This window comes from Streptomyces sp. NPDC006463 (genome assembly GCF_042870715.1).
Lineage (GTDB): Bacteria > Actinomycetota > Actinomycetes > Streptomycetales > Streptomycetaceae > Streptomyces.
In genome coordinates this window covers 132,581-149,849 of the sequence record NZ_JBIAHP010000002.1, presented here as the reverse complement: position 1 = coordinate 149,849, position 17,269 = coordinate 132,581, and the positions used below count along the sequence as shown (strand labels likewise).

At 72.6% G+C, this 17,269-nt stretch carries 15 protein-coding genes; 9 read left to right on the top strand and 6 right to left on the bottom strand.

Annotation, left to right across the window (positions count from 1 at the left end; genetic code table 11):
* Positions 1 to 155 precede the first annotated feature (155 nt).
* From ACFYOB_RS04475 to ACFYOB_RS04465, 3 genes are all read right to left on the bottom strand, one after another.
* A complete protein-coding gene (locus ACFYOB_RS04475) occupies positions 156 to 1,475 on the bottom strand; it encodes an MFS transporter (RefSeq protein WP_388555550.1) in 1,320 nt (439 codons plus the stop codon).
* Positions 1,476 to 1,696: 221 nt separating this feature from the next.
* Complete coding sequence (locus ACFYOB_RS04470) at positions 1,697 to 2,353, bottom strand: MBL fold metallo-hydrolase (protein WP_388554379.1); 657 nt, start codon at positions 2,351 to 2,353, stop codon at positions 1,697 to 1,699.
* A 9-nt stretch (positions 2,354 to 2,362) separates the two neighbouring features.
* Positions 2,363 to 3,052, bottom strand: a complete 690-nt coding sequence (locus tag ACFYOB_RS04465) for a maleylpyruvate isomerase family mycothiol-dependent enzyme (protein ID WP_388554376.1) — start codon at positions 3,050 to 3,052, stop codon at positions 2,363 to 2,365.
* Positions 3,053 to 3,240: 188 nt separating this feature from the next.
* Between ACFYOB_RS04465 and uvrA the strand changes: the two genes are divergently transcribed.
* Positions 3,241 to 6,231 carry an excinuclease ABC subunit UvrA gene (gene uvrA / locus ACFYOB_RS04460; RefSeq protein WP_388554373.1) on the top strand — a complete coding sequence of 997 codons (2,991 nt, stop codon included), beginning with the start codon at positions 3,241 to 3,243 and terminating at the stop codon, positions 6,229 to 6,231.
* Positions 6,232 to 6,615: 384 nt separating this feature from the next.
* Here the strand turns inward: uvrA and ACFYOB_RS04455 are convergent, their stop codons facing one another.
* On the bottom strand, positions 6,616 to 7,266 hold the full coding sequence (locus tag ACFYOB_RS04455) for an NAD(P)-dependent oxidoreductase (protein ID WP_388554370.1): 651 nt from the start codon (positions 7,264 to 7,266) through the stop codon (positions 6,616 to 6,618).
* A gap of 78 nt (positions 7,267 to 7,344) precedes the next feature.
* Here ACFYOB_RS04455 and ACFYOB_RS04450 point away from each other — a divergent pair, with 78 nt between their 5' ends.
* A complete protein-coding gene (locus ACFYOB_RS04450; RefSeq protein WP_388554367.1) occupies positions 7,345 to 7,962 on the top strand; it encodes a TetR/AcrR family transcriptional regulator in 618 nt (205 codons plus the stop codon).
* Between the two features lie 4 nt (positions 7,963 to 7,966).
* Here the strand turns inward: ACFYOB_RS04450 and ACFYOB_RS04445 are convergent, their stop codons facing one another.
* Positions 7,967 to 8,842 carry a carbohydrate kinase gene (locus tag ACFYOB_RS04445; RefSeq protein WP_388554364.1) on the bottom strand — a complete coding sequence of 292 codons (876 nt, stop codon included), beginning with the start codon at positions 8,840 to 8,842 and terminating at the stop codon, positions 7,967 to 7,969.
* Positions 8,843 to 8,917: 75 nt separating this feature from the next.
* Here ACFYOB_RS04445 and ACFYOB_RS04440 point away from each other — a divergent pair, with 75 nt between their 5' ends.
* Positions 8,918 to 9,349: a Rieske (2Fe-2S) protein gene (locus ACFYOB_RS04440; RefSeq protein WP_388554362.1), complete on the top strand. Its 432-nt coding sequence runs from the start codon at positions 8,918 to 8,920 to the stop codon at positions 9,347 to 9,349.
* 33 nt (positions 9,350 to 9,382) lie between these two features.
* On the opposite strand, the gene ACFYOB_RS04435 is transcribed toward ACFYOB_RS04440, so the two are convergent.
* The gene (locus ACFYOB_RS04435; protein ID WP_388554360.1) at positions 9,383 to 10,333 is read right to left on the bottom strand and encodes a hypothetical protein; all 951 of its coding nucleotides are present in this window, start codon (positions 10,331 to 10,333) and stop codon (positions 9,383 to 9,385) included.
* A gap of 229 nt (positions 10,334 to 10,562) precedes the next feature.
* On the opposite strand from ACFYOB_RS04435, the gene ACFYOB_RS04430 reads away from it, so the two are divergent.
* The 6 genes from ACFYOB_RS04430 to whiA all read left to right on the top strand — a co-directional run bounded on the left by ACFYOB_RS04430 (position 10,563) and on the right by whiA (position 17,176).
* Positions 10,563 to 11,186, top strand: a complete 624-nt coding sequence (locus ACFYOB_RS04430; protein WP_388554357.1) for a papain-like cysteine protease family protein — start codon at positions 10,563 to 10,565, stop codon at positions 11,184 to 11,186.
* Positions 11,187 to 11,191: 5 nt separating this feature from the next.
* Entirely contained in the window at positions 11,192 to 11,992 is an 801-nt protein-coding gene (locus ACFYOB_RS04425; protein ID WP_388555547.1) for a hypothetical protein, read from the top strand.
* Positions 11,993 to 12,128: 136 nt separating this feature from the next.
* Positions 12,129 to 14,129 (top strand): excinuclease ABC subunit UvrC, encoded by a 2,001-nt coding sequence (gene uvrC / locus ACFYOB_RS04420; protein WP_388554353.1) that lies wholly within the window; start codon positions 12,129 to 12,131, stop codon positions 14,127 to 14,129.
* 61 nt (positions 14,130 to 14,190) lie between these two features.
* Positions 14,191 to 15,138, top strand: coding sequence for an RNase adapter RapZ (rapZ, locus tag ACFYOB_RS04415; protein ID WP_030720410.1), 948 nt, complete (start codon positions 14,191 to 14,193; stop codon positions 15,136 to 15,138).
* Positions 15,135 to 16,190 carry a uridine diphosphate-N-acetylglucosamine-binding protein YvcK gene (yvcK, locus tag ACFYOB_RS04410; protein ID WP_328925086.1) on the top strand — a complete coding sequence of 352 codons (1,056 nt, stop codon included), beginning with the start codon at positions 15,135 to 15,137 and terminating at the stop codon, positions 16,188 to 16,190. The genes rapZ and yvcK overlap by 4 nt, the downstream gene beginning before the upstream one ends.
* Positions 16,181 to 17,176, top strand: coding sequence for a DNA-binding protein WhiA (gene whiA / locus ACFYOB_RS04405; protein ID WP_030009075.1), 996 nt, complete (start codon positions 16,181 to 16,183; stop codon positions 17,174 to 17,176). The genes yvcK and whiA overlap by 10 nt, the downstream gene beginning before the upstream one ends.
* The last annotated feature ends 93 nt before the right edge of the window (positions 17,177 to 17,269 follow it).

The following is a 17,269-nucleotide window of genomic DNA, read 5'->3' as shown; positions in this document are numbered from 1 at the left end:
CCGGGCGGGGTCCCGGGGGGGGGGGGGGGGGGGGGGGGGGGGGGGGGGCGCCCCCCCCCCCCCCCCCCGCCGGGGGGGCGGCCCGGGGGGGGGGGGGGGGCCGCCCCCCCCCCCCCCCGCCCGGAGAGCATCGACGCGTAAGCGGGCCCGCGGGTCTACACGGGGGCGGCCGCTTCGGCCGCCCCCGTTCCCGTGCCCGCCCCCGGGCCCGTCGTGCGGGCCTGCGCGACCAGCGGATTCGTCTCGGGCAGCAGCGCGAAGCAGACCAGCGAGACGAGGGCGATCCCGGTCAGGTACACCGCGACCCCCCACGGCGGAGCGGAGCCGTCCGCCAGCGCCGTCGCCACGATCGGGGTCAGCGCCCCGCCCAGCACACCGCCCAGGTTGTAGCCGACGGCCGCGCCCGTACACCGGATGCGCGGCGCGTACAGCTCCGGCAGGTACGCGCCCACGACCGCGAACATCGTCACCATGCCGAACAGCGCCCCGACGAACCCCACCGTCATCAGCAGCGGATCCGCCGTGCGCAGCAGCGCCACGAACGGGAACATCCACAGCGCGCAGACCGCGCAGCCGATCAGGCACAGGGGACGGCGTCCGTGGCGGTCGCCGAGCAGCGCCACCAGCGGGGTCGCCAGGCCCTTGAGGGCGACCGCGGCCATGATGCAGGCGAGCATCACCGTGCGGTGCACGCCGAGGTGTTCGGTGGCGTACGCGAGGGACCAGGTGGTGACCGCGTAGAAGACGGCGTACCCCACCGACAGCGCCCCGCCGGTGAGCAGGAGCAGCCGCCAGTGCTCCCGTACGACCTCTGTCAGCGGGGCCTCGGCCCGGCGGCCGGTCTCGGCGAGCGCGCGGAACTGCGGGGTCTCCTCCACGGAGCGGCGCAGCCACAGGCCGGCCAGTGCCAGCAGCCCGGCCGCCCAGAAGGGCACCCGCCAGCCCCAGGCCCGGAACTGCCCGTCGGTCAGGGCGGCGGACAGGGTCAGCATCAGGCCGTTGGCCAGCAGGAACCCCACCGCCGGGCCGATCTGCGGGAAGCTCGACCACAGGCCGCGCCGCGCCTCGGGGGCGTGTTCGGCGGTCAGCAGTACGGCGCCGCCCCATTCGCCGCCGAGCCCGAGGCCCTGCAGGAAGCGCAGCAGGAGCAGGAGTACCGGGGCGGCCATGCCGATGGAGGCGTACGTCGGCACGCAGCCGACGGCGACGGTGGCGAGGCCCGTGAGCAGCAGGGAGGCGAGGAGCACCGGGCGCCGGCCGTAGCGGTCGCCGATGTGGCCGAAGACCGCCGAACCCAGCGGGCGGGCGAGGAAGCCGACGCCGAAGGTGCCGAAGGCGGCGAGGGTCCCGGCGAGCGGGGAGAAGGACGGGAAGAAGAGCGGGCCGAGGACGAGGGCGGCGGCGGTCCCGTAGACGAAGAAGTCGTAGAACTCGATGGCGGTCCCGGCGAGCGAGGCCGAGGCGAGGCGCAGCATCGAGGGGGCGGGCCCGGACGCGGGCACGGAGTCGGGCGCGGACGGGGCCGGAGCCCGTGGCGGAGGTGTGGTCGAAGACGGAGAGAGGGGCGGAGAGAGGGACGGGGAGGGGTCTTGTTGCATGGTGCAGCAAGTACCCCTTCCCTGTCCCTCAGGACGTGGGTTCGGTCATCATCGACCGGAAGGAGTGCCCCGCGTACCGAAGTTGACGGATTGCGGGTCTACCAGCCGCGCTCGCGCCACTCGGCGAGGTGCGGACGCTCGGCGCCGAGCGTGGTGTCGTTGCCGTGCCCCGGATACACCCAGGCCTCGTCCGGCAGCTGCTCGAAGATCTTGTGCTGGACGTCGTCGATCAGCGTCGCGAAGGCCTTCGGGTCGCCCCACGTGTTGCCGACGCCGCCGGGGAAGAGGCAGTCCCCGGTGAAGACGTGCGGGTGCCCGTGCGGGTCGTCGTAGATCAGTGCGATCGAGCCGGGGGTGTGACCGACGAGGTGGCGGGCGGTGAGCTCCACCCGCCCGACGCGTACGGTGTCCCCGTCCGCGACCAGGACGTCGGTCGCCACCGGGATGCCCTCGGCGTCGAGGGCGCCCGCGTACGTGGTCGCCCCCGTCGCGTCGACCACGGCCTGGAGGGCGCCCCAGTGGTCGCCGTGCTGGTGGGTGGTGACGACCGACGCGATGCCGTCGTCGCCGATCAGGCTCAGCAGTGCGTCCGCGTCCGCGGCCGCGTCGATCAGCAGCTGCTCGTCGGTGGCCCGGCAGCGCAGCAGGTAGGCGTTGTTGTTCATGGGGCCCACCGCGACCTTGGAAATCATCAGGTCCGCGAGTTCGTGCACGTCGGCCGGGCCGCCGACCTTGACCTCTCCGGTGTACGTCATGTCTTGATCCTAGAGCGGGGGGAGCTCGGGGAGCGGGCCACCGCTCGTCGTCAGGGAGGCGCCCTTGTCGCCGCGGCCGGCCAGCCAGGCCAGCAGCCCGGTGGGGGTGCCGGACACGGTGACGGCCGGGTCCCCGGCCGAGCCGGTGCGCCAGCCGCGCCCGTCCCCCGTGGCGAGGGCCGTCGGCGGCACCTCCGGCCGGCCCGACCAGCGGTCGGCGAGGAAGGTGATCTCGCGGTCGGCGAACTCGTCCGGGAGATCGGAGAGCTCGTAGCCGATGTTCAGGTCGACGTGGTGCAGCTCGACCTCGACCCAGCGGCGGAAGGGGACGTTCGCGGCGAGGTCGGTGACTCCGTTGCGCAGCTCGACGGTGCGGGACCAGTCCTGGTCGGGCTCCGTGGTGGCGAGGAAGCGGGCCCCGGAATCACGGAGGTCCGCCAGGTGTTCTTCCAGGGGCCGGCCGGCGTCGCGCTCGATGTCCTGGTCGCGCGCCTCGGCGCTCTCGTACATCGGGCGCCCCTCGAAGACGTTGACGAGGGCGTCCGCGTTGCGTGCGAGGTGGGCCAGGATGTGGCCCCGGCTCCAGCCGGGGAGCAGTGACTCCTCGGTGAGGGCGGCGTTGTCCAGCTTCTCGACAGCGGTCAGCAGCCGGTCGGTCGCTTCACGTACAGATCGCAGGTCGTGCACATGATCAGTCATGAGGTCGAGCCTAGTGGGCGCGGGCCCGCGGCCACACGATCGGGTGAAGCGGTTGGAGTAGTGCCGTAAATCGAATGTGCGTGCTATACGCTCGAAGTCCGGACAGAAGTCCATCGCAGAGGCACCCCCCATACCCTGGGACGGGGGCCCCGTGCCCCCCCGCTCTCTCAAGAAAGGTGCGGACCGGCGTGACCGACCGTCTCATCGTTCGTGGCGCTCGCGAGCACAACCTCAAGAATGTCTCGCTCGACCTGCCCCGCGACTCACTCATCGTCTTCACCGGACTCTCCGGGTCGGGCAAGTCCTCCCTGGCCTTCGATACGATCTTCGCCGAGGGCCAGCGCCGCTACGTCGAGTCGCTCTCCTCGTACGCCCGGCAGTTCCTCGGGCAGATGGACAAGCCCGACGTCGACTTCATCGAGGGCCTCTCCCCGGCCGTCTCCATCGACCAGAAGTCGACCTCGCGCAACCCGCGTTCCACCGTGGGCACCATCACCGAGGTCTACGACTACCTGCGCCTCCTCTTCGCCCGCATCGGGAAGCCGCACTGTCCCGAGTGCCGCAGGCCGATCTCGCGCCAGTCGCCGCAGGCCATCGTCGACAAGGTGCTCGCGCTACCCGAGGGCAGCCGCTTCCAGGTGCTCTCGCCGCTGGTGCGCGAGCGCAAGGGCGAGTTCGTCGACCTCTTCGCCGATCTGCAGACCAAGGGCTACAGCCGGGCGCGGGTGGACGGGGAGACCATCCAGCTCTCCGAGCCGCCGACGCTGAAGAAGCAGGAGAAGCACACCATCGAGGTGGTCATCGACCGCCTCACCGTCAAGGACAGCGCCAAGCGCAGGCTCACCGACTCGGTGGAGACGGCCCTCGGCCTCTCCGGCGGCATGGTCATCCTGGACTTCGTCGACCTCGCCGAGGACGACCCCGAGCGTGAGCGGATGTTCTCCGAGCACCTCTACTGCCCGTACGACGACCTGTCCTTCGAGGAGCTGGAGCCGCGCTCCTTCTCCTTCAACTCGCCCTTCGGCGCCTGCCCCGAGTGCACCGGCATCGGTACCCGCATGGAGGTGGACCCGGAGCTGATCGTTCCGGACGAGGAGAAGTCCCTGGACGAGGGCGCGGTCTCGCCGTGGTCGCTCGGCCACACCAAGGACTACTTCCAGCGACTGGTCGGCGCGCTCGCCGGGGAACTGGGCTTCCGGACCGACATCCCGTGGGCCGGGCTGCCGGTGCGCGCGAAGAAGGCCCTGCTCTACGGACACAAGACGCAGATCGAGGTCCGCTACCGCAACCGGTACGGGCGGGAGCGGGCGTACACCACGGCCTTCGAGGGCGCCGTGCCCTTCGTCAAGCGGCGGCACTCGGAGTCCGAGAGCGACGCCAGCCGTGAGCGCTTCGAGGGCTACATGCGCGAGGTGCCCTGCCCGACCTGTGAGGGCACCCGCCTCAAGCCGATCGTGCTCGCCGTGACGGTGATGGAGAAGTCCATCGCCGAGGTCGCCGCGATGTCGATCAGCGAGTGCGCGGACTTCCTCGGCAGGATGCGGCTCGACGCCCGCGACAAGAAGATCGCCGAGCGGGTCCTGAAGGAGGTCAACGAGCGGCTCCGCTTCCTCGTCGACGTGGGCCTGGACTACCTCTCGCTGAACCGCGCAGCCGGCACCCTGTCGGGCGGCGAGGCCCAGCGCATCCGCCTCGCGACGCAGATCGGCTCCGGCCTGGTCGGCGTGCTCTACGTGCTGGACGAACCCTCCATCGGCCTGCACCAGCGCGACAACCACCGGCTGATCGAGACGCTGGTGCGGCTGCGGGACATGGGCAACACGCTCATCGTGGTCGAGCACGACGAGGACACCATCAAGGTGGCCGACTGGGTCGTGGACATCGGCCCGGGCGCCGGTGAGCACGGCGGCAAGGTGGTGCACAGCGGTTCGCTGAAGGAGCTGCTGAAGAACGGCGACTCGATGACCGGGCAGTACCTGTCCGGCAAGCGGTCCATCGCGATCCCGGACGTACGCCGGCCCGTGAACGGTGAGCGGAAGCTGACCGTCCACGGCGCCAAGGAGAACAACCTCCAGGACATCGACGTCGCCTTCCCGCTCGGCGTGCTCACGGCCGTCACGGGTGTCTCGGGCTCGGGCAAGTCGACTCTGGTCAACGACATCCTCTACACGCACCTGGCGCGCGAGCTCAACGGCGCACGGTCGGTGCCGGGACGGCACACCCGGGTGGACGGGGACGACCTCGTCGACAAGGTCGTGCACGTCGACCAGTCGCCGATCGGCCGGACGCCGCGCTCCAACCCGGCGACGTACACGGGTGTCTTCGACCACGTGCGCAAGCTGTTCGCGGAGACGATGGAGGCGAAGGTGCGCGGCTACCTGCCGGGCCGCTTCTCCTTCAACGTGAAGGGCGGCCGGTGCGAGAACTGCTCCGGCGACGGCACGATCAAGATCGAGATGAACTTCCTGCCGGACGTCTACGTCCCGTGCGAGGTCTGCCACGGCGACCGGTACAACCGGGAGACGCTGGAGGTCCACTACAAGGGCAAGTCCATCGCGGAAGTCCTCAACATGCCGATCGAGGAGGCGCTGGAGTTCTTCGAGGCGGTGCCGACGATCGCGCGCCACCTGAAGACGCTGAACGAGGTCGGGCTGGGCTACGTCCGCCTCGGCCAGTCCGCGCCGACGCTGTCGGGTGGCGAGGCGCAGCGCGTGAAGCTGGCCTCGGAGCTCCAGAAGCGGTCGACGGGCCGGACGGTGTACGTGCTGGACGAGCCGACGACGGGTCTGCACTTCGAGGACATCTCGAAGCTGATCAAGGTGCTCTCGGGGCTGGTGGACAAGGGGAACTCGGTGATCGTCATCGAGCACAACCTGGACGTCATCAAGACCGCGGACTGGGTCATCGACATGGGCCCGGAGGGCGGATACGGCGGCGGCCTGGTGGTGGCCGAGGGCACGCCGGAGCAGGTCGCGTCCGTGGGGGCGAGCCACACGGGCAAGTTCCTGCGGGACGTCCTGGGGGCGGACCGTGTCTCCGACGCGGAGTTGCCTCCGGCGAGGGCCGCGGGCAAGAAGGCCCCGGCGAAGAAGGCCCCGGCCAAGAAGGCGGCCACGGCCGCTGCCGCGAAGAAGGCGGCCCCGGCCAAGAAGACGGCGGCGCGGGCCCGCAAGGCGTAGCCGCTGTGCTGAGCTCGGCGAGAGGGGCTCGGCCGGTCGGCCGGGCCCCTCCGGCGTCTGCGGCGCCGTTGCCGGGGGCCGGCCATCCCGCTCCTCAAACGCCGGAGGGGCTGGTCTTGCCTCCGGCCGCGCCTCAAAGGTCGACGAGGCTGGATTCTGCCGGCGGGACCGGATTTGCCGCTGCGCGGCACCCCGGCTCCGCCGGACGGCGACATGAGCCAAATCCAGCCCCGCCTGCGTTTGAGGCGCGGGGTCCGGGGCGGAGCACCGGGAGCGGCGCCGCGGCCTGCGACTTCGCCGGTGTTCGGGCCGGCGCCCCTCCGCGTCTGCCGTGCCGTTGCGGGTTCGCCGCCCGGGGCTGGGCCCCAGCGGCGGGGCCGGGCCCTACGACGCCACTCCCACCGCGTGGCACGCGGTCGCGGGGTCCGTCAGGCTCGCCAGGAGCGCGTCCGCGACGTCCGCGCGGGCGATGGCCCGGCCGCCCCGCACGTTGCCGTCGATCGCGCGCCGGTACGTCCCGGTATGGGGCTTGTTCCGGAGCATCGGCGGGCGGATGACCGTCCACTGCGTACCGCTCGCCCCCATCACCGCCTCCATGTCCGCGAGGTCCGCGTACAGGTCCCGCAGCAGCCTGCGCAGCAGCGGGTAGACCACGGCCCGGGTGAACACCCCCTCGCCGTCCGGCAGCCGACCGACCGGAGCGGCGCTGACGGCGGACAGCCGCCGCACGCCCGCCCGGTCCATGGCCGAGGTGATCGCGTCCAGGGCCGGGCCGGCGATGGGAGTCTCCTTGGCCTGCTTGTTGGACGCCGCGCCCAGTGCGGAGACCACCGCGTCCTGACCGCTCACCACCGGCAGCAGCGCCTCCTGGTCGGTCACGTCGGCCACCGTGGCCACGTGGAGCAGCTCGTGCGCGGGGACGGTCAGGCGGGCCGGGTCGCGGACCACCGCGGTCACCTCGTGCCCCGCGTCGAGTGCCTGCCGGACGACTTCGCGGCCGACGCCGCCCGTGGCACCGAACACCGTGATCTTCATGGATTCCCCCATGGTCGAAGAGGCGGAACAGGTGGTGGGTGAGTATTTACTCACCCACGCTTGGACTAGGGTGAGTGAATGCTCACCTCAAAGTCAAGCCGTCCCACCCCCGAGCGGCTCCTCGACGCCGCCGAGACCCTGATGCGCACCAGCGGACTGGCGAGCGCCACCACCAAGGCCATCGCCCGCGAGGCCGGCTGCTCCGAGGCCGCTCTCTACAAGCACTTCGCGAACAAGGAAGAGCTGTTCGTGCGGGTGCTGATGGAGCGCACGCCCAACGCGGGCCCGCTCATGGCCGCCCTGCTCGCCGAGCCGGAAGAGGACGCGGGCGAGGACGCGGTCGAGGAGGGGCTCGCCGCCATCGCCCGGCACGCCTCGCTCTTCTACGCCGACGCGATGCCCATGGCGGCCTCGCTCTTCGCCGACCCCGCCTTGCTCACCCGCCACCGCGAGGGCGTGCGGAAGATCGGCGCCGGGCCGCACGTGATCATCGACGCCCTGGCCGGGCGGCTGCGGCGCGAGCTCGACGCCGGACGCATGCGCCCCGACGCCGATCCGCGGGCCGCCGCGTCCCTGCTGCTCGGCGCCTGCTTCCAGCGGGCCTTCTTCCTGCACTTCTCCGGTCCGGACGTGGTCCAGCCGGTGGAGGAGTTCGCCCCCGCCGTGGCCCGGACCGTCTGGGCCGCGCTGCGCTGAAGCGCTACAGCTCCGCCGCGTAAGGCGGCTCCGCGCCCGCCCGCGTGCAGGTCAACGCCGCCGCGTGCGCGGCGTAGGCCAGCACGTCGGGCCAGTCCACCGCGCGGTCCCGCGCATCCGAGAGCCGGTGCAGCAGAGCGGCGCTGACGGTGTCGCCCGCCCCGATCGTGTCCGCCACCGTGACCCGGCGGGCCGCCACCGAGTGCTCCGCGCCCTCCCGCGTCCAGACCGTCAGCCCCGCCGCGCCCCGGGTCAGGACCACGGCCGACGGCCCCGCCGCCAGCCAGTCGCGGGGCCGGCCCCCCAGCCAGAAGGCGTCCTCCTCCGACAGTTTGAGGACGGACGCGTACGGCAGCAGCCGGGTCAGGAACCGGGCGCGGTAGGCCGCCGGATCCGCGATCAGCGCCGGCCGGATGTTGGGGTCCAGCAAGGTCAGCAGCCCGCGCCGTGACTCCCGGCGCAGCAGGGCCTCGTACGCGCTCGCGCCCGGCTCCAGCACCAGTGAGCAGGTCCCGAGCGCGAGGGCCCGTACGGAGGCCGGGAGGGTGGGCGGCAGGGTGAACAGCCGGTCCGCGGTGCCCTCGACGTAGAAGCCGTACGAGGCCGAGCCGTCCGCGGCCAGCGAGGGCACGGCGAGGGTGGTCGGCTCCGGCCCGCGCTGCACCAGCGACAGGTCCACGCCGGCCGCCCGCAGCCCGGTCAGCAGGTTCTCGCCGAAGCCGTCGGCCGAGACCCGGGAGCAGAAGGCCACCTCGGCGCCGAGGCGGCCGAGCGCGAGAGCGGTGTTGTACGGTCCGCCGCCCGGCCGGGGCAGCAGGGCGCCCGGCGGCCGCGCCACGGGCACCAGGTCGATGAGGGCTTCTCCGCCGACGACGATCACGCGGGGGAAGGTACCCCATCGGACGGCGGTATCGTCGGGTGCGCCGTGCCCCGCCCGCTTCTCCAGGAGAGTTCCATGTCCGCCTCGCCGTCCCCCGCCCGCCGTACCGTACTCAGGGGCGCCGCCGCGCTCGCGGGAGCGGCCGGCGCCGGAGCGGCACTCGCGGCCTGCTCCGCCGAGAGCAGCACCGGCGGGAACACCCCCGCGACGCCCACCGCCCCCGTGGAGCTGGGGGCCGCGGCCGAGGTCCCGGTCGGCGGGGCGAAGCTGTACCGGGAGCGGAAGCTGATCGTCAGCTGCCCGGCGGAGGGCGAGTACAAGGCGTTCAGCGCCCAGTGCACGCACGCCGGCTGCGTACTGGACAAGATCGTCGAGGGCGAGGGCAACTGCCCCTGCCACGGCAGCCGCTTCGACGTGGCCACCGGCAAGGTGCTGCGCGGCCCGGCCACCGACCCGCTGCCCGCGGTCCCCGTCAAGGCGGAGAACGGCAAGCTCGTCGCGGGCTGACCGGGAGCGGAGCCGGTCCGTCCCGGTCCCAGGTCAGTCCCAGTCCCAGACGATCCCGAGGATCCCGCGCCGTACCGCCTGCTCCACCAGGTGCACCGCCCGGTGGCGGCCGCTCGGCGTGAGGTCCGCGAGTCCGGTGCGCGGGGCCTTCGGCCCGCTGCGCGCGAAGCGGCGGCAGCGCACCGGCAGGGCGGACTCGTCGAAGCGGACCTGGAGCATGTACTGGCCGCCCGCGTAGCTGAAGCCGCGCACGTACTCGCCGCTGCGGGCGCCCGTGCCGTCCTCGATGCCGTAGCCGAAGACGTACGTGTCCCCGCGCCGCAACCGGGCGTCGAAGAGCAGCTCCGCGACCACCACCCCGGCCTCCGGGTGGCACCGCACGCGGCCCGTGCGGCAGTTCTCGTACGCCGTCACGCCGATCCGGGACACGTCGCAGCCCGGATCGCCGTGGTGGACGGCGAGGTAGCGGTCGACCCCGTCCCGGTGGGCCCGGACGATCTGCTGCGACTCGCGGGCCAGCATCTCGCCCGCCGGGCCGACGCGGACCCGCTCGTGGTGGGCGAGCGTGTGCAGCCCGCCGTCCGACGGGAGTTCCATCCCGTCCAGCAGCTGCTCCACCGTCCCGCCGACGCTGAACAGGGCCCGGTACGAGCGGGCGGCCGGGCGGGCGGGCCCGGGCGCGGGTTCCGGGGAGAGGAGCAGCCGGACGAGGGCCCCGTCGGGCAGCTCCAGGATCTGCTCCAGGGCGGTAACGGCCCGCAGGGACTCGGCGTGCCGCGGCCGCCGGGCGCCTTGCTGCCAGTAACTGAGGCTGGTGACACCGACCTTGATGCCCCGGGCCGCGAGCCGGTGCTGCACCCGGTGCAGGGGCAGTCCGCGTGCGGCGAGGGCGGCGCGCAGGGCGAGGTGGAAGGGGCCGCCGCGCAGCAGCCGGCTGAGTTCTGCCGAGTCCGCCGAGTCCGCCGTGTCCCCGGTCGGCCGCATGGCGCCTCCTCTGTGAACGTTCACGCGTGCGGGCACGGGGGACCGCTTCGGCGGCTCTGGCGGACCAGGTGAAACGACAGTCACCATTCACACCGCAGCCCCACCGTTCACACCGCGATGTCACCGCGTATTGAAGCGGGTTGACCTGATCCCGACAACACCCTGATGCTCCTCCACAGCGTCCGGACGCGCTCCTCCACCCCCACATCCCCGCCTCGGGAGGAACGCGATGCGCAACAGCATCCGGCGGCATTCCCCAGCCGCCTTCATCTCCGCCCTGCTCCTCGCCCTGTCCCTCGGTGCCGGCACCGCCACCGCCGCCGATACCACCGCCGCCGATACCACCGCCGCCCCAGCCGAAAGCGCCGCCCTCGCGTACAAGCGCCTGAACATCACCATGCAGGCGCAGGAGAAGACCAACTGGTGCTGGGCCGCGGGCGGCAACACCATCGCCACCTGGTTCGGCCGCAACTACAGCCAGAACCAGTTCTGCAATGCCGCCTTCAACCGCCAGCAGGGCTACGACTGCCCCAACAACCAGGCCACCCTCGGCAACGTCCAGACCGGCCTGCGCTGGGCGGGCATCAGCTCCGGCTCCTACGTGACCGGCTGGCTCCAGTACTCCACCGTCCAGACCGAGATCAACAACAACCGCCCCGTCGAGACCCGGATCCAGTGGTCGGGCGGCGGTGGCCACATGCACGTGATCTACGGCTACGACACCGCCAACAGCTGGGTCTACTGGGGCGACCCGTGGCCCTCCAGCGACCGCTACAACTGGGCCTCGCACGCCTGGTACGTGGACAACGGCACCTTCTCCTGGACCCACTCCCTCTACCGGATCGGGGCGTGAGCGCCATGACCCTGCGCATCACCGCCGCGACCGCCACCGCCGCCACCGCGGTCCTCGCGGCCACCGCCCTCCTCGGCCTCGCCCCGCAGGCCGTCGCCGCCCCCGTGCCGCAGCCCCGGGCCGCCACGGCCGAGACCCGGGCGGCAGCCGCGCAGGCGGCCACCGCCCCCGACACCCTGGCCACGCTCTCCCGCTTCTTCGCCCGGGAGGGCAAGGTCTCGCTGACGGCCGCGCAGCCCCGGATAGAGGGGGAGGCGATACCGGTCAGCTACCTCTCCCCGGAGTTCGTCGCGGGCAAGGCGGGGGCGCCCGTCGCCCGCCTGGAGTTCCTCGCCAGCAAGGCGGTCTCCTCCGACGGGCAGCAGGCCGTGCTGTGGACCGCGCGGACGGAGGCCGGCTGGCAGGTCGTGAACATCGCCACCGGCGACGACGAATTCCGCTACGCGCAGCTGGGCGCCGCGAAGCTGCCCGGCGGGACCGTGTTCCGGGAGCCGCAGACAGACGCCTGGTACGTGGCCGGGGACAGCAGGGTGCTGCCGCTGGACGAGGACGCGGTGCGGGCCGTGGGCGCCGGGGGGACGAGCCTGGGCGCCTACCGGGCGAGGGTCGCCGAGGCGTACGGGGACAAGCTTCCCGGCTCGGCCTATGCCAAGGGTGGCGGGGCCGGTGGTTTCGCGGCTTCCCCGGAGCCTGACGCGACGCGGACGACGACGGTGACGGCGATGGCCGCAGCCGCCGGGGCGCTCGCGCTGGGCGGGGCCGGGGCGCTGACCCTGCGCCGCCGCCGCGTCACCGCCGAGGCGTAGCCCCCGCGCCCGCAGGGCCCGGCCCCCGGCTTCCGCCAGAGGCCGGGGGCCGGGCCCCGCGGCGCGGACCGCCCGGGGCCCAGCCGGAGGCGACGGGTACGGTCCGTTGTCAGCCCGCGCCAGTAGGGTGGTTGGCATGGCCGACCCTTCCAGCTACCGCCCCAAGCCGGGACAGATCCCCGACTCCCCGGGGGTCTACAGATTCCGCGACGAACACCGCCGGGTGATCTACGTCGGGAAGGCCAAGAGCCTGCGCCAGCGCCTGGCCAGTTATTTCCAGGACCTCGCCGGGCTGCACCCCCGTACCGCCACCATGGTGACCACCGCCGCCTCCGTCGAGTGGACGGTCGTCTCCACCGAGGTCGAGGCGCTCCAGCTGGAGTACTCCTGGATCAAGGAGTACGACCCGCGGTTCAACGTCAAGTACCGCGACGACAAGAGCTACCCCTCCCTCGCCGTCACCCTCAACGAGGAGTACCCCCGGGTCCAGGTCATGCGGGGGCCCAAGAAGAAGGGCGTGCGCTACTTCGGTCCGTACGGGCACGCCTGGGCCATCCGCGAGACCGTCGACCTGATGCTGCGGGTGTTCCCGGTACGGACCTGCTCCGCCGGAGTGTTCAAGCGCTCCGCCCAGATCGGCCGCCCCTGCCTGCTCGGCTACATCGGCAAGTGCTCCGCGCCCTGCGTCGGACGGGTCACCCCCGAGGAGCACCGCGAACTGGCCGAGGACTTCTGCGACTTCATGGCCGGCCGGACCGGGACGTACCTCTCCCGCCTGGAGCAGGAGATGCACGACGCCGCCGAGGAGATGGAGTACGAGAAGGCGGCCCGTCTGCGCGACGACATCGGGGCGCTGCGCCGCGCCATGGAGAAGAACGCGGTCGTCCTCGCCGACGCCACCGACGCCGACCTCATCGCGGTCGCCGAGGACGAGCTCGAAGCCGCCGTGCAGATCTTCCACGTACGCGGCGGCCGGGTCCGCGGCCAGCGCGGATGGGTCACCGACAAGGTCGAGGCCGTGGACACCGCCGGACTCGTCGAGCACGCCCTCCAGCAGCTGTACGGAGAGGAGAAGGGCGAGGCCGTCCCCAAGGAGGTGCTCGTCCCGGCGCTCCCCGAGGACACGGCCGCGCTGGGCCAGTGGCTCGCCGAGCGGCGCGGGTCGCAGGTAAGCCTGCGCATACCGCAGCGCGGCGACAAGAAGGCCCTCATGGAGACCGTCCACCGCAACGCGCAGCAGTCCCTCGCCCTGCACAAGACCAAGCGCGCCAGCGACCTGACCACCCGCTCCCGGGCCCTGGAGGAGATCGCCGAGGCCCTGGAGCTCGACAGCGCGCCGCTGCGCATCGAGTGCTTCGACATCTCGCACCTCCAGGGCGACGACGTGGTCGCCTCCATGGTCGTCTTCGAGGACGGGCTGGCGAGGAAGAGCGAGTACCGGCGCTTCCAGATCAAATCCTTCGAGGGGCAGGACGACGTCCGCTCCATGCACGAGGTCGTCTCCCGGCGCTTCCGCCGATACCTCCAGGAGAAGCTGAAGACCGGGGAGTGGGAACCGGAGGAGGGCGACGGTGCGTCGCCCGAGGAGGACGGGCGGCCCAGGCGCTTCGCTTACCCGCCGCAGCTGGTCGTGGTCGACGGCGGGCAGCCGCAGGTCGCCGCAGCCAAGCGGGCCCTGGAGGAGCTCGGGGTCGACGACGTGGCCGTGTGCGGCCTGGCCAAGCGGCTGGAGGAGGTCTGGCTGCCCGGCGAGGACGACCCGGTGGTGCTGCCCCGCACCAGCGAGGGCCTCTACCTGCTCCAGCGGGTACGTGACGAAGCCCACCGGTTCGCCATCCGGTACCAGCGCAACAAGCGAGGAAAGCGGCTCAAGGCGGGCCCGCTGGACGAGGTGCCCGGGCTGGGCGAGACGCGCAAGCAGGCCCTGGTCAAGCACTTCGGTTCGGTGAAGAAGCTGAGACAGGCGACAATCGACCAGATCTGCGAGGTCCCCGGCATAGGCCGCAAGACGGCGGAGACCGTGGCCGCGGCCCTCGCCCGGGCGGTTCCCGCTGGTCCTGCCGTCAACACGGCCACAGGAGAGATCATTGAGGATGAGAACCCCGCCCCCGCGGGCGGGGGCTCCTCCCAGCGGTAGCCGGGTGGGGTCACCTCCCAGCGTCAGCTGGGGGAACATCGTCCGAACGGGGGACCGAGCAATGACCGAGCACGAGACCACGCACGACCGAGACGGAGCACAGGTGAGTACGGGCACGACAGTGGAGCCCGGCGAGACCGCCGAGGCGGCCATCCCCGAGCTGGTGATCATCTCCGGGATGTCCGGGGCCGGCCGCAGTACGGCGGCCAAGTGTCTGGAGGACCTCGGCTGGTTCGTCGTCGACAACCTTCCGCCCGCGCTGATCCCCACCATGGTGGAGCTCGGCGCCCGCTCCCAGGGCAACGTGGCGCGCATCGCCGTCGTCGTCGACGTCCGAGGCCGCCAGTTCTTCGACGCCCTGCGCGAGTCCCTCGCCGACCTCGACAGCAAGGGCGTCACCCGCCGCATCGTCTTCCTGGAGTCCTCCGACGACGCGCTGGTCCGCCGCTTCGAATCGGTCCGCCGCCCGCACCCGCTCCAGGGCGACGGGCGCATCACCGACGGCATCGCGGCCGAGCGCGACCTGCTGCGCGAGCTGCGCGGCGACGCCGACCTGGTGATCGACACCTCCAGCCTGAACGTGCACGAGCTGCGCGCCAAGATGGATGCCCAGTTCGCCGGGGACGAGGAGCCCGAGCTGCGGGCCACCGTCATGTCCTTCGGCTACAAGTACGGCCTTCCCGTCGACGCCGACCTCGTCGTCGACTGCCGCTTCATCCCCAACCCGCACTGGGTGCCGGAGCTGCGCCCCTTCACCGGGCTCAACGAGGAGGTGTCGGGGTACGTCTTCAGCCAGCCCGGCGCCAAGGAGTTCCTCGACCGCTACACCGAGCTGCTCCAGCTCATCGCCACCGGCTACCGCCGCGAGGGCAAGAGGTACGTGACCATCGCGGTCGGGTGCACGGGCGGCAAGCACCGCAGCGTGGCCATGTCCGAGAAGCTCGCCGCCCGCCTCGCCTCCGAGGGAGTCGAGACCGTCGTAGTCCACCGGGACATGGGGCGCGAGTGACCGCACGGACCCCGCGGCTGAGCCGCCTGCGCCGTCTGGCCCCCTCCCGGGGCGAGGACGGCGCACGCCGCTCCGGCCGCCGGCGCGGCACCGCGCCCAAGGTGGTCGCGCTGGGCGGCGGCCAGGGCCTGTCGGCCTCCCTCGCCGCCTTGCGCCGGATCACCGGTGACCTCACCGCCGTGGTCACCGTCGCCGACGACGGCGGATCCAGCGGCCGGCTCCGGGAGGAGCTCGGCGTGCTGCCGCCCGGCGACCTGCGCAAGGCGCTGGCCGCGCTGTGCGGGGACGACGACTGGGGCCAGACCTGGGCCCGCGTCATCCAGCACCGCTTCCAGTCCGAGGGTGACCTGCACGGGCACGCGGTCGGCAACCTGCTGATCGTCGCCCTGTGGGAACAGCTCGGCGACCCCGTCCAGGCCCTCGACCTGGTCGGCAAGCTGCTCGGCGCGCAAGGCCGCGTCCTGCCGATGTCGGCCGTGCCGCTGGAGCTCCAGGCCCTGGTCAGGGGCCACGACCCGGCGCGCCCCGAGGACGTCGACACCGTCCGCGGGCAGGCCACCGTCGCCCTCACCCCCGGCGAGGTGCTCTCCGTGCAGGTCGTGCCCGGCGACCCGCCGGCCGTGCCGGAGGCCGTCGCGGCCGTCCTGGACGCCGACTGGGTGGTGCTCGGTCCGGGGTCCTGGTTCTCCTCCGTGATCCCCCACCTGCTGGTGCCGGAACTGCTGGACGCACTGGTCGAGACGAAGGCCCGCAGGGTCCTCTCGCTGAACCTCGCGCCGCAGCCCGGCGAAACAGAGGGCTTCTCTCCGCAGCGTCATTTGGAGGTTTTGGCCCGACACGCCCCTAAACTCGCCCTGGACGTGGTGCTGGCCGACGAGGCCGCCGTGCCCGACCGCGAGTCCCTGGCCGATGCCGCAAAACGGTTCGGTGCCGCGGTCGAGCTGGCGCCGGTGGCCAGGGAAGACGGCTCTCCGAAGCATGATCCGGAGCTGCTCGCCGCCGCGTACGACCGTATTTTTCGGATGCATGGAAGGATCGGCCCATGGCGATGACGCCCGCGGTGAAGGATGAGATCTCCCGCCTCCCCGTCACCCGGACCTGCTGCAGGAAGGCGGAGGTCTCGGCGATCCTTCGGTTCGCCGGCGGGCTGCACCTGGTGAGCGGCCGCATCGTCATCGAGGCGGAGCTGGACACCGGGATCGCCGCCCGCCGGCTGCGCAAGGACATCCTGGAGATCTTCGGCCACTCCTCGGACCTGGTGGTCATGGCCCCGGGCGGACTGCGCCGCGGCAGCCGCTACGTGGTCCGGGTCGTGGCCGGCGGCGACCAGCTGGCGCGCCAGACGGGCCTCGTGGACGGCCGCGGACGCCCCATCCGGGGTCTCCCGCCCCAGGTGGTCTCCGGTGCCACCTGCGATGCCGAGGCGGCCTGGCGCGGCGCCTTCCTGGCCCACGGCTCGCTGACCGAGCCGGGCCGGTCCTCCTCCCTGGAGGTCACCTGCCCCGGTCCGGAGGCCGCCCTGGCCCTGGTGGGCGCCGCCCGCAGGCTCTCCATCGCCGCCAAGGCGCGCGAGGTACGCGGGGTCGACCGGGTCGTGGTCCGTGACGGCGACGCGATCGGCGCGCTGCTGACCCGGCTCGGCGCGCACGAGTCGGTGCTGGCCTGGGAGGAGCGGCGGATGCGGCGCGAAGTGCGCGCCACCGCCAACCGCCTCGCCAACTTCGACGACGCCAACCTGCGCCGCTCGGCGCGGGCCGCGGTGGCCGCCGGAGCCCGCGTCCAGCGCGCGCTGGAGATCCTCGGCGAGGAGGTCCCCGAGCACCTCGCCGCGGCCGGCCGGCTGCGCATGGAGCACAAGCAGGCCTCCCTGGAGGAGCTCGGCGCGCTCGCCGACCCGCCGCTGACCAAGGACGCCGTCGCGGGCCGGATCCGCCGTCTGCTGGCGATGGCCGACAAGCGGGCCCAGGACCTCGGCATCCCGGGTACGGAGTCCAACCTCGACCTCAGCGAGGAGATGGCCGACAACATGGCCGGTTAGCCGTGAAGCCGTACGTCAAAGGGACCCACGCGATCACCCGCGCGGGTCCCTTTCCCGTAGGCCCCATTGACATGAGCATGGGCCGGTCTTGAG